This window comes from uncultured Eudoraea sp. (assembly GCF_947490415.1).
In the GTDB taxonomy this organism is placed as follows: Bacteria; Bacteroidota; Bacteroidia; order Flavobacteriales; family Flavobacteriaceae; genus Eudoraea.
The window spans coordinates 236,978-250,499 of record NZ_CANLGX010000003.1 but is presented as its reverse complement, the minus strand read 5'-3'; the positions used below and the strand labels follow the sequence as shown (position 1 = coordinate 250,499).

Sequence of the window (13,522 nt, the reverse complement as noted above, 5' to 3'; positions counted from 1 at the left end):
ATTAACCAATGATTTCTTTTTCCGGCCCTGTTAATAATTCGGGGTATTTACTAAAGGGTTGATTATATAGTCTTTTTCCCGTTGCCGCCTTAAAGGCATTTGCAATTGCAGCACCGGCAGGAGGCAGCGTTGGCTCCCCAAGTCCGGTTGGAGAGAACTCGTTTTTAATCATATGAGTTTCCACTATGGGTGCCTCTTTCATCCTAATGAGTCGATATTTGTCAAAATTAACTGACTGTGGCACTCCATCCTGGAAAGTAAAATCTCCGTACATAGAATGGCCAATACCATCAATTATACCACCTTCGATCTGATTTAAGGCTCCTAAGGGGTTTATTACAATTCCGCAATCAACGACGCAGGTTATTTTTTTGACCACCGGTTGGCCATCCTCCAAAACTACATCTGCCACTTCCGCAACATGACTGTTATGACAATAATAATTTACAAATCCCTGATAAACACCTTCAGGTTTTGTGCCCCAACCTGATTTCTCTACAGCTGTTTTGATTACTTTTTCCATTCTTTCCGGTGAATACTGAATTCGCTCGTCGGTTGTGCCCTTCACTTTCTGAAGCAGGTCTAATCTGAGTTGTATCTTATCAACTTCCATCATTTCCGCTAATTCATCAAAGAAGCTTTGTTCTGCAAAGGCAAGAAAATTGGTATATGGAGCTCTCCAAGCTCCGGTTGTGATATTACTTTTATAATTGGCTACATCTACCTGATAATTTTCAATTGCGCCTGCAGGAAAAAAGTTAGGTATAAGGCCATACATATTAGAATTAATGGCGGCTTCTTTTAAATGATATCCGGTAATTTTCCCATCTTTAACCGCTGCCTTTATTCTATATTTTATTGCCGGTCTGTAAATGCCATCCGCCATGTCATCCTCTCTTGTAAATACAACTTTTACCGGTTTTTTGGCCTTGTTAGAAATCTCCGCTGCTTCCACGGCAAAATCACCATATAACCTCCTGCCAAAACCACCACCAATCCTGGTCATCTCTAAATGGACATCCTCAAAATCACGCTCCAATACTTCAGCGATATGTTTGGCTGTTCCTTCCGGTGTTTGAATAGGGCCTACCAAATGTATCTTATCCGGAGTAACGTTCGCATAAAAGTTCATAGGTTCCAAACAATTGTGAGGCAGGAATGGAGATTCATACGTTCTTTCCAATACTTCATCTGCCTGTGCAAAAGCTTTCTTAATATCACCGTCTTTCCGAAGGGTTTCAAATTTATTACCGTCTAACAATCCCAGTAATAATTTATCATGATCTTCAGTACTTTCTAATTTGGTATCTGTCTTCCATTCTGCCTTTAATGCATTTTTTCCTTTCATGGCCGACCAGGTATCTTTTGCCAAAACGGCAATTTTATCTCCGAAACTAAGTACCTCGGTAACTCCATCGACAGCTTTCGCGTCTGCATCATCAAAGGATTCCAGTTTTTGACCAAAAGCCGGAGGGCGCATTACACAGGCAATGAGCATACCTTCAGTTTTAAAATCGAACCCATAAAGATTTTCACCTTTAACTATTTTATCGATATCAACATTGGTGACATCGCTTCCAATTATCTTATAGTCTTTTACCTCTTTTAGAGTAACATCTTCAGGTATCTCAAGGTTTGCAGCTTCATTAACAACTTCGCCATAACTCAATGTTTCTCCTGCAGCATTACTAATAACACCTTCACTGGTGGTACATTCAGATGGATCAACCCCCCATCTCGCCGCCGCTGCATTAATGAGCATTTGTCTTGCTGTTGCCCCGGTCTCCCTTAAGGCATCCCAGCCAAATCTAATAGACTGGCTTCCTCCGGCCACCTGCCTGGTGTAATTATTGGTATCCAATACACCCTGCTTCACATAAACGTCTTTCCACGCCACGTCTAATTCCTCAGCAATTATCATAGGCATTGAGGTTTTAACTCCTTGTCCAACTTCAGGATTGGGTGAAAATATAGTCACTGCCCCATTATCTGCTATTTTAATAAAAGCGTTAAAATCATTGTAGTTTAATTTTGCCAAATCAATGGATGGTTTGGCATTTGGCTTACAGGCATTAAATAAGTTAAAACCAATTATTAATCCACCTCCTGCCAGGGAGCTGGCTTTCATAAAGGATCTTCTGCTAAATGTTATTGATGTTTTTTGTGTAGACATTTTGATTTTTTTTTTGCTGGTTCACTATGCCATTTTACTGGCGGCTATTTCAACTGCTTTATAAATTCTGGTGTAAGACGCACATCTGCAAATATTACCCTGCATAGCATCTTTAATCTCATCTTCAGTTGGATTCGGATTGTTTTTAAGAAATGCTGAAGCAGTCATTATCTGGCCGGACTGGCAATAACCGCATTGGGGAACATCTACCTCTTTCCAGGCTTCCTGAACAGGATGAGTACCATCTTCAGAGAGACCTTCTATGGTGGTTATAGATTTTCCCTCTACCTGAGCCAAGGTTAAAGCGCAACTTCTGACAGCAATTCCATCAAGATGAATTGTACATGAACCACAAAGTGCAATGCCGCAACCATACTTTGTTCCTACGAGGTCTAAATGATCGCGTAAAACCCAGAGTAACGGGGTATCTTCGCTAACTTCAACTGACCTCGATTCACCATTAATATTTAATTGATACGTTGGCATATGAATGTTTTTTAGTGAGTAATTAGAATACTTCTTAAAGTTATCAAAATTATAAATAACTCTTGCCCATTTAACAAATTGTTAAATGTTAAAAAGCAAAAGAATTTTCAAATCTGGTAATTTATCTCTTAATCTTCTTCAGCTAACCCTTGCAAGAATTTCTTACCGGCTAAAATAAGAACATTCCCTAATGGTAAGAACATAGAAACATATTAAGTTACAAAAAAATTATATTCCGTTTTAACAAGATTTAACAAAGTTTTTAAATACTCCCATAATTTTAAATAGAATTAGCCGTTGTGCTGTTTGAACAACAAAATTTATGAAAATGAAAACTTATATTAAACTTCTAGGTCTACAATGTGCTTTAATCCTATTCGTTTCTTGTGGAAATGCAGATGATGATGTAAATTTTGACATCAACCAGGCTGGTTCGCTTGGTTTAGGTAATCCTGTTGATGACTGTCTTGACCTTGGTGAAAGCGATCTTGTATTATCTATTCAGGATCAATTTACCACCTTACCTGGTAAAGTATCTATTTTTTTTAAAGTCTCTGACAATATTGGAAATCCGGTTCCGGGATTAACTGCAGAACAATTTACCATTTATGAGCAAGGAAGAAACGACGAATGTTTTAATACCATATCTGCCTCTGAGTCTTATGCCCGTATTTCGCCTAATTCACAAATTTTTAATAACAGTACTTTATTGGTACTCGACCTTAGTAATAGTGTACTTAGCAGTAGTTTGGATGAGTTAAAATCTGCAACCACTAGTTTTATAAACAATGTAATGCCCACGATAGAGGAAGACTCGTTTAAAATGGCTATTTATTGGTTTGACGGGGAAGATGAACTACATTTATTGAATCCCTTAACTGCCTCCAGGGACGAATTGATAGCTGCAATAGCAGGTATAACAACTACAATTAGCAATGATCCCTCAACTGATTTATACGGAGCGGTAATTAAATCTACGAATATTGCTTCCGAATTACTTAACGAAAGCACAAACAATAGTATTATTGGCGCTACTTCAGTAGTAGTTTTTACTGATGGCACTGACCAGGCTTCGCGATATAGTGAAGAAGAAGCCTTAAAAAAAGTAGATGAATCTAATAGTAATATTTCTTTTTTTGCAATTGGCTTAGGATCTGAAATTGATACTGAAATACTAATGAAAATTGGTAAAACTTCGAGCGTTTTTGCCGGTAACAAGGAAGAACTTGAAACAACTTTTAATGATATTTCACTTAGGGTAACCGAACAGTCAAATAGTTTTTACCTCTTTGAATATTGTACCCCAAAACGAGATGGCAGTGGGGAAAATAATCTGGCTATACAAGTGAGTAATGGCAGCCTGCAGGGAGCTGTACAGACTAAATTTGACACCTCTGGCTTTACCGGAGGCTGTGAGTAAAAACTTAATAATATAAGACAATTAAAGAGGTGCTATTTGGCACCTCTTTTTTTTTGGATTATCAAAAATATATTCTCGCAAAGTAGGGTTTTTGGGACATAACTTGTTTAATATGTAACAACCCCAATGAACTGTTGCAACTTAAAGTCATCCTAAAATGTATTAAAAAATGTGTAACGCTAAAAAAAGAAATCATGGATGTAGTAAACGAAATTATCAGTCAGAGTGCAATAGGACCATTATCCAGATGGTATAAAAGTGTCGTTCTCTTAGTATTTTCATCAATAGTAGTTGCTTTGTTTACTATGTTGGTAATCTTACTTTCAAATGCTTCCCATCTTACCACTAATTATAGTTATCTATTCAACGGTAACATATAACCCTAGGCTTAGAAGAGATAAACAAAGTGTAAGTAGTAAGGCCTTAGATCTAAGAATTAACTTATTTATAGATCATAGCATTTACAAAATCGGTAGCACCAGTTTCTAAATCTACTAAAAACCCATTGATCACTGCTTTTTCAATTTTCTGATCCTTGGCTAGCAGAAAAGTTGGATTTTTACCGACGGAGAGATTAAATTTGGGAACTTTATAGGTTGTTGAAATAATATGTAAAGGGATTGGTGAGTTTAAGGAATTTTCGTCAAGTTGTTCCACTCTGATGTAAGTGTATCCGGATTTTAATAATTCCATGGGATTCAACTTGTTCAGCTCCTGAATTGACTTCACTGTCTTTGGATATATCTTTCCCGGTTTAAGTTTATAGCCCGCGGCATTAAAAGTCTTATATCCATAATAGGTCGAAAGATCTCCCTGATCTATTATTCTGCTGCTATACCAAAAATCGTTATGCCCCTCCATATCCACTTCAGGTCTTTGAATACCCAAATCAAGAATATATTCTGAGCCCATCAATTCATAGCTAACTCCTTCTATTTTTAAATCAAAAAGTTTACGATCATTTTCCGGTATTTTTTCATAATCCTCCAGATTGATATCTTTATAATTTCCTTTGGCAATAGTATAAATTGCAGACAGAATAGAGACGTAATTCAACTTTCGTATTTCCTGTTTTTCAATATCCCCGGGATAGCCGCCAGATTCAATTAAAATTGTGCTTGTCCCCCACTTTTGAATATTATCTCCAAAGGCTCTTGGTTCAAAATCGTCGTTATATCTTCCAACTTGTCCCGGGGCATATTTCTGAATGATATTGTTCATATAAACAATAACTTTCATGGCATTGCCTCTAACCTCATTTATATCTTTCTCATAATTATATGCTGGAGCCAGATATGATACAGTGGCGGGTTTATTAGTGCGTTCCGCATTATAGTACGTACTCTGATCATGAAGATTAAAACCAAAGTTAGCACTTAGACTATCCCGAACCCGTTTAAGGGTTTTACTTTCGGGAGATTGGAGTCTTAGTGCATCCCGGTTAATATCTATCCCAAGAGTATTTCTTCTTTGAAAGACCTCGGCACCATCAGGATTTAGCATAGGTAAAAAGTGAAGTCTTAGATTTTTTAATATCTCCTCTTTTTCATCTTTAAAATCATCACTATCCAAAAAGTTTAAGATATCAAATATGGCTTGAGTTGCTGTTGGTTCATCACCGTGCATTTGTGACCATAAAAAGACATCAGTTTCACCTTTACCTATACTGATAAGGGATAGTGTTCTGCCTTCAATGGAGCTTCCAACAGTGGTAACATCAAATTTGGGATTATTACGGTATCCTTTTACAAGCGGTACCAGCTCTTGATGTTTAATTCGTCTTTTATTCAGAGTAGGTTCTTTATAAGAATCATATGTCTCATATAGCGAATTTGTTATCTCCACCGGCTGAGCATATAGCTGAGTAGCAATTATAATGAGAAGAAGTACATTTAGATATTTAATTGTCATTATTTTCTGGTTTTTTCGGTACGGGTTTAAAATTAAGATTTTTGGTTGCTTTACGTACTTTTTTCATAAAATCTTTACCCGGATCTGTTTTTACCGTCCTGTAGGTTTTGTCTTTCTCCAACCATAAAGGATGGTCTTCAAAATTTGTATACTCATAGTGTCCGATTAAATACTCAATTGGATATTTATTGGTTAGGTATTCCACCAACCAAATATTTGCTTTTAACTGGGCCCTTGTCAAGGGTAACTCTTTAGTGCCTCCAACGTTTTCAACTCCTATTGCACAATGATTCAGCCCAATGACATGCCTTGCCATATTTGTTTCGGGCATCAAACTATAGATGGTGCCATCCCTGTCTACCATAAACTGTGAGGACACATTCAGTCCACTTACGTTTTCTATATCAGGTCGCCAATTGGGTAAAGTGGCTGGGTCAAATGCCTCAAATGCCTCTTCCAGGCTGGGAATAACTGTCCAGTGTAATACAATCATCTTGGGTGAAATGACCGGAGATTCCTGCTCCAGTCCATAACGTTCCAATAAGTAGGTGCGTGTTAGTTCAGTTCTTTCCTCGTTAAATACAATTGGTTTGTCTACAATTACTTTTGAGGCTGAACAGGACAGAAAAATTAGTGTGATAATTATTAGAAGAAGTTGCTTCATTCAGGCGGAGAAATCTCTTTTGTTATGTTCAGTTTATTTTTATAGAGCATTTTGTAATTAATCAGGGTTAATCGCATATTGAATGGTGACTTTTTTAGACCCCCATTCCCTGGCTTGCTTTATGTTTTCTCCCATGTAAATATCAATTTTATTTGTCCATCTTTCATTCATTTTATCCTTTACCAAGTAGATTCCTTTTAAACCCGTAATTTTTACTTTGGTATTATGGTCAATTCCTATCGATAACAGATCACGCGATACTGCAATACATTTCATGCCAGGTTTAAGCGTATCGCCCCAAGCCCCTAAATTAGGTTGATCTGAGGTTTGATTCTCCAATGAGTTATAAGCTGAGGCCGTAACTTCAATCGATTTCCATATAACTTCTTCACTTTTACATGATACTAAAAGTAACCCCATTAGCAATATTAAAATGACTTTGCGCATAGCTAATTGTTTGAGTTATTTTAAAATATTTTCCAACACCATTATATCAACATTTTCCTCATTCCATCGATCGGAAAAAGATTCGGGTACAGGAGTAAATGCATAAGTAAACGAACTTAAAATAATATCTTCATCCCCATCATTATCAACATCCCCGGTATCTATTAAGAACCATCTTCCACTATTTGAATCTTTAAAGGTACATTCAGAAAAATTGAAATTAAGTTCGTTTTTATTTTCTAAATATACAAATGAGAAATCTGGCTTATTTTGATAATCGGGGAACGATGCTACCAGTGCAATATCTATATCTCCGTCCTGATCGAAATCTAATGCTTCCAGGGCGGTAGCACCATTTAAAGGATAGAAGTAGGTCTCCGTAAATGAATTTTTTCCATTGTTAATATGAATGCGCATTCCATGATATGGCTTGGGCACAAATGATTTGTCCGCATTATCGCCGTGCACCGTAATTATATCATCATCTCCATCATGATCATAATCAATCATTTGAAACGCACTACTACCATATACAGGACTAAAACGGATTACTTTTTCGGGTCTGAATTTTAAATCATTTTCCTGATAAAGTATGGTGATCCCTTCATCCCCCTGGGCAGTTAATACTACCAGATCATCCTTACCGTCATTATTCATATCACTTATCTCAGCTTTTATTGTACCTGGTTGATTTAAAAGTATATGCTTTGTATAGGTTTCTTCTTCCGTCCTTTTTCTAAAAATTGATAGCTGCCCTTTTATGTCTCCAAACTCACTAACAACCAATTCTTTAATCCCATCCTTGTCAAAATCATGAGCAAGTACATGCACCGGGCGATGGAGTGCCTCGGGAATAATCTTTATTGTATCCGGACTCACTTCAAATAGTCTGCCTGAAAATAATTCGCTAGGTCTTATACTTCCAATTGCAGCTACAATCATATTATCGCCATCTTCTTCTATGGAAACCACCGGACTTCCAAATCTACCTACACGATTGTTTTGTTTAGCGGCAAAACTGTATTCAGATAAGTTGCCATATAGATCACCCAGCATGAGTCCTTTTTTTTCCTTTTTAAATTCCATATAAGTAAAAAATGCCCCTTTTGTACTATCCAGGGAAATCCTGGTTGGTGTGAACTGTGATAATTCTTCAGGAGTAACACGGTTACCTATTACTGGCAATGAATCTGGGGCATTACTTATAATATATTCTTTTAGGAGTTCCCAATCGCTTATATTGAGCATGGGTTTACCAGGAAATATTCCGGTTTTAATTACCGCATCCATTTCTACAAATGAAAGTCCCTTATAGGGATTGTAACCCGAGTCTCTTATCCCTAATCTTGCTCCCATTTCAGGAAGTATTTTCTCTGACCAAATATCCTTTGGCAAGCTATTTATTTCAGGAAGAATGTGACAACTGGTACAATTGGTTTCATATAGAACGACTGCTTTATCCTTTTTTGGAGAATTACAACTACACAGCAATATGTAAATACTGAATACCAGACCGCTGTATTTGAAGTTTTTAAAGAAGTTATACGAGTTGATCATAGAATGAAGATAGCCTTTAAGAAATAAGAATACAAAATTGTGGGTTTAACGAGGAAGTGGCACATAGGTTCTGTCTGTTTGCATCATTGGAAAAGTCTTATTCTTCCATGCCTGTTTAGCTTCATCAATTTTATTTTTGTCATGAGAGACAAAATTCCAATATATATGCCGTTCCTCGCTAAATGGCTCTCCCCCAAACAACAAAATATGGGAATTGGCCTTGACTTTAACGTTGCAAACATCTGAAACTTTGGAGACCAGGATATTGCCTTTATTAATTTCATTATCACAAGCCACTATAGCGCCTTCTACTATGCAAATTCCAATTTCTCCATATAATTCGTTTGATGTGTCCAACACATAATCTTCAACCGTCTTTATTTCTACCATAAATAAAGGGGAATGAACGGGTACAGGCGATGACTTACCGTAGCCATTACCAGCTATTAATTTAAAGGTTGTACTACCAATGTGCCATTGAGGAAGTTCATCCGCACCAAAGTGATAAAATTGTGGGGCTATATCCTCTAACTCCTTTGGTAAAGCGACCCATATTTGGTATCCGTGGGTAACTAAACTTCTCCCATCCCTTAGATCAGCGGGGGTGCGCTCTGTATGGGAAACTCCTTTACCTGCTATCATCCAATTTACGGAACCGGGTGTAATTCGTTGCTTTGTACCCAAACTGTCTTCGTGCATGATTTCTCCTTCTAACATAAAAGTTAGTGTGGCCAGTCCGATATGCGGGTGTTGATCAACATCCATATATTTTTCGGGGCCCAAACTAGTGGGACCCATATGATCGATAAAAATAAATGGACCTATCATTCGCTTTTTGCGAAAGGGTATTAATCTCCCAACCAGAAAGTCTCCAATATCCCTGCTCCTTTCCGCAATTATCAATCCTATATTAGACATCCAATCAATTTTTATATTCTAAATGAATGGGTTATTAATAAAAAAAGTTAAGGTAATAAAATTCAACAAAAGATTCCTTAAGTGAGAATTGTATGAAATTTAACAGCCATTACATAATTGAGGCTCCATTTTGCGATTAAATAACAGGAATTGCTCTGTTTACCACAAATCTATGATTGCTCACAACAATAATTATATTTTCAGAAAGGTTGGCTGTATGTTTACAGTGTAAATAACAAGAAGTTAATTTTTTCATTTTCATATAGTGTTCTCGTAAAAGAGTCTTGTCTTAGTTGGCAGGGCTCTTTTTAGTTTTAACAACTTCAATCTTATTGCTTACACGAATACCTATTATCTGCTAGAATAACAGATTATCTCATATATTTTGTCTTTAAACCATAATTATGTGCTCGCTATTAGTTAAGTTCATAATTTTATGATGTTCAGTAAAGCTTTCTTTATTGGAGTTTAAGGAACACCTTAGTATAGAATATTAATTCAAACTGATTGCCGGAGATGAAAAAAGATGAGCATCAATTTTCTGTGTTAATCCCAGATGGAGAAAGCAAATATTTAATGCTAGTCTTGAATTGTCTTTCCCTGGTTAAAGGCATCAAAGTGCATGTGATGTCCAATGATGAAAAATACGCTGCCCTTCGGTATTCCAACAGGATATGTAGTTATTCATACTATCCAATAACCACAGATGATTCCCTTTGGATATCCAATATTAACAAAGAAATAACCAAATATAAAATTGATGTTTTGATGCCCATATTTAATGATGGGATCATGAAATTAAATTTGAATAAAAATTCATTGAGTAATGAATGTGCGTTGGTTGCTCTTCCCCCCTTAACCTCATTAAATAAGGCCTTAAATAAATGGTCTCTTGCAGAGCATATGAAGAATAATTTGATTAACGGACCTAATAGTATTCTTATAAAACCGGAGGAGTTTAACAATATAGATAAATTTAATTTTCAATTTCCATGTCTAATAAAACCAACTGTAAATACAGGAGGTGGCATAGGAATTCAAAAAATTAATTCCAAAGAAGAACTAAAACAATATATTAATAATAAAAATCCAGTTCATTCAATATTATTGCAGGAATATATTGATGGTTTTGATCTTGGGTGTAATGTTCTATGTTCACAAGGCCGAATTTTGGCTACTACAATTCAAAAAGGCAATTTATATAACAACATACCATATTCACCTCAAATTGGATTGCAATTTATTAAGGAGGATAAGGCTTTGGAATTAGCAAAGAAACTGATGAAATCCTTAAACTGGTCTGGTGTTGCAAATATTGATATGATATATGATCAGGAAAGAGATCTTGTGCAAATATTGGAAATTAACCCACGATATTGGCTAACCACTGATGCCTCAGCTATTGCGGGCGTTAATTTCCCTTACTTATATTGTCTAAATGCCCTAGGTATAAATTTTGAAGTTCCGGCTTATTCAGAGCTTAACTATTTAAACTTACAAGGCTTAGTAAAAAGCGTTAGCAAGGATCCGCGGCTCCTATTTAATTTCAAATTCATCTGGAACAATACTCCTTTTAAATTTGCCATTAAAGATCCAATACCAATGATTTATCATTTTATTTGGCGAACAAAAAACATTTTACTTCAAAAACTAAGGAAGCCAAGGGTGTAATTTCATCAAAATAAACCTTAGCTAACTTTATGGAATCCATTTATCAGTTCCAAAATCAGGTTTTCTCTTTTCTAAAAATGCATTTCTGCCTTCTTTTGCTTCTTCTGTCATATATGCCAATCTGGTGGCTTCGCCGGCAAAGACTTGCTGACCAACCATTCCGTCGTCTGTAAGATTCATCGCAAACTTCAACATTTTAATGGAAGTAGGCGATTTTGCCAATATTTCCTGAGCCCATTCAAAAGCGGTCTCCTCTAGCTCCTCATGAGGTATTACCGCATTAACCATACCCATTTCATATGCCGCCTGTGCGGTATAACTTCTTCCTAAAAAGAAAATTTCACGGGCTTTCTTCTGCCCAACCATTTTAGCCAGGTAAGCCGAGCCATACCCCCCGTCAAAACTTGTAACATCAGCATCTGTTTGTTTAAAAACAGCATGTTCTTTACTCGCCAGGGTAAGATCACAAACCACATGCAAACTATGTCCTCCTCCTACAGCCCACCCGGGCACTACTGCAATAACCACTTTTGGCATAAAGCGAATTAAGCGTTGTACTTCCAGGATATTCAGCCTATGCATTCCATCATCACCCACATAACCTTTGTGTCCCCTGGATTTTTGATCTCCCCCGCTACAAAACGCATAGACGCCGTCTTTGGACGAAGGCCCTTCAGCGGAAAGCAATACTACACCAATAGAAGTGTCCTCTTGCGCATCATAAAAAGCTTCATATAACTCGCTTGTAGTTTTAGGCCTGAACGCGTTTCGTACATCAGGTCGATTAAAAGCAATACGAGCCACACCATTGCTTTTTTTATAGGTTATATCTTCAAAAGTTTTAACGGTTTTCCAGTCTATGTTCATATCAGAGTATTTCTATGTACGCATTAAAGATAAGGCTTGTACTGTTAATGTCCTTTTATTTTTATAAGGTCTTTGTCTTATTAACGTCGAGTTTTTTATTGTAACAAATTGTTTTTGGCTTCAATCCATTTGGATAAATATTTAGTGCTCTGCAAAGTTTTATGTGCCAAAATGCCCCCAATAATGTTGGTTGCTCTATGTTGATTCAGGTTTTTATCTAATTCTATAATTTTCTTATTAAGTCTTTCTCCAAAAACTACCTTGTTAAAATGTTTGTTTATCACATCTGTGCCCAAATTTTGGGTTTCCTTCCATTTATACTTACTCCGGTAAAGTTCAATAGCTCGTTTAGAAAAACCTATGGCTTCGTCCTGTGTAAAAAGGTTTAATTCTTCAGAATTACCTATCCCTTCCATTCCAATAGAAGTTGTAACGTTAGGTGTTCCGTTTATAAAACCATCCAACAGTTTTCCCTTTAATCCGGCACCAAAACGCAATGGTATCAGATTAAGCTTTGCCTGAGCCATTATAGAAGCTGCATCCCTTACCCATCCTTTAATTCTAAACCCTGTTTTAGGGCTTTCCATTTTTCGAACTCTTTCCGGCATATATGGACCATAAATATGCAATTCTGATTCCGGTAGTGATTCCCTAATTAATGGCCATATTTCGGTATTTAGCCATGAAATTGCATCTATATTTGGGGCATGTTTCCCGTTTCCGATGAATACAAAATGTTGTCTTTTATCAAAGGGTGGCCAATTCTTAGTAATACTTTCGTTTAATTGTTCGTACATAAAAGGCAGATGGAAAAGTAAACTCTCATCTACCTTAACTATATCTTTTAGTAGTTTAATCTCAAATTCGGAAATAATCAACGATAAATCTGAACGGAAAATACTTGCCAGTTCTCTTTTTGTAATATCCAGACTTAGCCAATCGGAAATATTAAATTCTTTTTGAACAGAGAAATTTTTTTCTCTCGCGGATCTAAGCGAATGAAGGTCTTCAGTATCCAAAACCCGAAGCGCATCGGGTAAATTTTCCGCTATCCTCCAACCAAATTGTTCCTCCATAATATAACGGTCGAAAACAACTATAGAAGGATTTAATCGCTGAGCAAACTCATCAAAGCTATGATGGTTTAGTTTTACGGATTGCTGATCAACCCCGTACGCCGTTAAATTTTCAGAATACTCATTAAAGGCAGCGGTACTGGCAAAAGTAATTTGAAATTTTTTTTCTAAAAACCAATGAATTAATTGCATCATCCTGATTCCTGCCGCCGTTGTCTTAGGTTCCGGCCAGGTTAGACCAAGAATCAACACTTTGTTTGAATGCATAGCTCTATATACGGTTAACTAAGAAAAATACCCTAATAAATTAATTAACATTGTTCAGGTATATT

The 13,522-nt window shown here is 36.5% G+C and carries 11 protein-coding genes; 2 read left to right on the top strand and 9 right to left on the bottom strand.

The features are described 5' to 3' along the window. Position 1: 1 nt before the first annotated feature. Positions 2–2,173, bottom strand: a complete 2,172-nt coding sequence (locus Q0874_RS09360) for a molybdopterin cofactor-binding domain-containing protein (protein ID WP_299162245.1) — start codon at positions 2,171–2,173, stop codon at positions 2–4. 24 nt (positions 2,174–2,197) lie between these two features. Next, positions 2,198–2,659 carry a (2Fe-2S)-binding protein gene (locus Q0874_RS09355; RefSeq protein WP_299162242.1) on the bottom strand — a complete coding sequence of 154 codons (462 nt, stop codon included), beginning with the start codon at positions 2,657–2,659 and terminating at the stop codon, positions 2,198–2,200. Positions 2,660–2,987: 328 nt separating this feature from the next. Here Q0874_RS09355 and Q0874_RS09350 point away from each other — a divergent pair, with 328 nt between their 5' ends. After that, on the top strand, positions 2,988–4,079 hold the full coding sequence (locus Q0874_RS09350) for a VWA domain-containing protein (RefSeq protein ID WP_299162239.1): 1,092 nt from the start codon (positions 2,988–2,990) through the stop codon (positions 4,077–4,079). A gap of 441 nt (positions 4,080–4,520) precedes the next feature. Here the strand turns inward: Q0874_RS09350 and Q0874_RS09345 are convergent, their stop codons facing one another. From Q0874_RS09345 to Q0874_RS09325, 5 genes are read right to left on the bottom strand one after another with little or no spacing between them, the layout of a single operon-like run. Further along, a complete protein-coding gene (locus Q0874_RS09345; RefSeq protein ID WP_299162236.1) occupies positions 4,521–5,990 on the bottom strand; it encodes a M14 metallopeptidase family protein in 1,470 nt (489 codons plus the stop codon). Beyond that, positions 5,980–6,654 carry a peptidoglycan recognition family protein gene (locus Q0874_RS09340; protein ID WP_299162233.1) on the bottom strand — a complete coding sequence of 225 codons (675 nt, stop codon included), beginning with the start codon at positions 6,652–6,654 and terminating at the stop codon, positions 5,980–5,982. The genes Q0874_RS09345 and Q0874_RS09340 overlap by 11 nt, the downstream gene beginning before the upstream one ends. A gap of 57 nt (positions 6,655–6,711) precedes the next feature. Beyond that, a complete protein-coding gene (locus tag Q0874_RS09335; RefSeq protein ID WP_299162231.1) occupies positions 6,712–7,101 on the bottom strand; it encodes a hypothetical protein in 390 nt (129 codons plus the stop codon). A gap of 15 nt (positions 7,102–7,116) precedes the next feature. Further along, entirely contained in the window at positions 7,117–8,658 is a 1,542-nt protein-coding gene (locus tag Q0874_RS09330; protein WP_299162228.1) for a VCBS repeat-containing protein, read from the bottom strand. Positions 8,659–8,703: 45 nt separating this feature from the next. Continuing rightward, positions 8,704–9,576 (bottom strand): pirin family protein, encoded by an 873-nt coding sequence (locus Q0874_RS09325; protein WP_299162226.1) that lies wholly within the window; start codon positions 9,574–9,576, stop codon positions 8,704–8,706. A gap of 516 nt (positions 9,577–10,092) precedes the next feature. Between Q0874_RS09325 and Q0874_RS09320 the strand changes: the two genes are divergently transcribed. Next, complete coding sequence (locus tag Q0874_RS09320; protein ID WP_299162222.1) at positions 10,093–11,247, top strand: ATP-grasp domain-containing protein; 1,155 nt, start codon at positions 10,093–10,095, stop codon at positions 11,245–11,247. 27 nt (positions 11,248–11,274) lie between these two features. Here the strand turns inward: Q0874_RS09320 and Q0874_RS09315 are convergent, their stop codons facing one another. Continuing rightward, complete coding sequence (locus Q0874_RS09315; protein ID WP_299162219.1) at positions 11,275–12,114, bottom strand: 1,4-dihydroxy-2-naphthoyl-CoA synthase; 840 nt, start codon at positions 12,112–12,114, stop codon at positions 11,275–11,277. A 95-nt stretch (positions 12,115–12,209) separates the two neighbouring features. Next, on the bottom strand, positions 12,210–13,457 hold the full coding sequence (locus tag Q0874_RS09310) for a glycosyltransferase family 4 protein (RefSeq protein ID WP_299162217.1): 1,248 nt from the start codon (positions 13,455–13,457) through the stop codon (positions 12,210–12,212). Positions 13,458–13,522: the final 65 nt, after the last annotated feature.

Coding starts and splice junctions, on each gene's coding strand:
- Q0874_RS09360 (WP_299162245.1), bottom strand. CDS start 2,173: ATGTCTACACAAAAAACATCAATAACATTTAGCAGAAGATCCTTTATG.
- Q0874_RS09325 (WP_299162226.1), bottom strand. CDS start 9,576: ATGTCTAATATAGGATTGATAATTGCGGAAAGGAGCAGGGATATTGGA.
- Q0874_RS09355 (WP_299162242.1), bottom strand. CDS start 2,659: ATGCCAACGTATCAATTAAATATTAATGGTGAATCGAGGTCAGTTGAA.
- Q0874_RS09335 (WP_299162231.1), bottom strand. CDS start 7,101: ATGCGCAAAGTCATTTTAATATTGCTAATGGGGTTACTTTTAGTATCA.
- Q0874_RS09310 (WP_299162217.1), bottom strand. CDS start 13,457: ATGCATTCAAACAAAGTGTTGATTCTTGGTCTAACCTGGCCGGAACCT.
- Q0874_RS09345 (WP_299162236.1), bottom strand. CDS start 5,990: ATGACAATTAAATATCTAAATGTACTTCTTCTCATTATAATTGCTACT.
- Q0874_RS09315 (WP_299162219.1), bottom strand. CDS start 12,114: ATGAACATAGACTGGAAAACCGTTAAAACTTTTGAAGATATAACCTAT.
- Q0874_RS09330 (WP_299162228.1), bottom strand. CDS start 8,658: ATGATCAACTCGTATAACTTCTTTAAAAACTTCAAATACAGCGGTCTG.
- Q0874_RS09350 (WP_299162239.1), top strand. CDS start 2,988: ATGAAAACTTATATTAAACTTCTAGGTCTACAATGTGCTTTAATCCTA.
- Q0874_RS09320 (WP_299162222.1), top strand. CDS start 10,093: ATGAAAAAAGATGAGCATCAATTTTCTGTGTTAATCCCAGATGGAGAA.
- Q0874_RS09340 (WP_299162233.1), bottom strand. CDS start 6,654: ATGAAGCAACTTCTTCTAATAATTATCACACTAATTTTTCTGTCCTGT.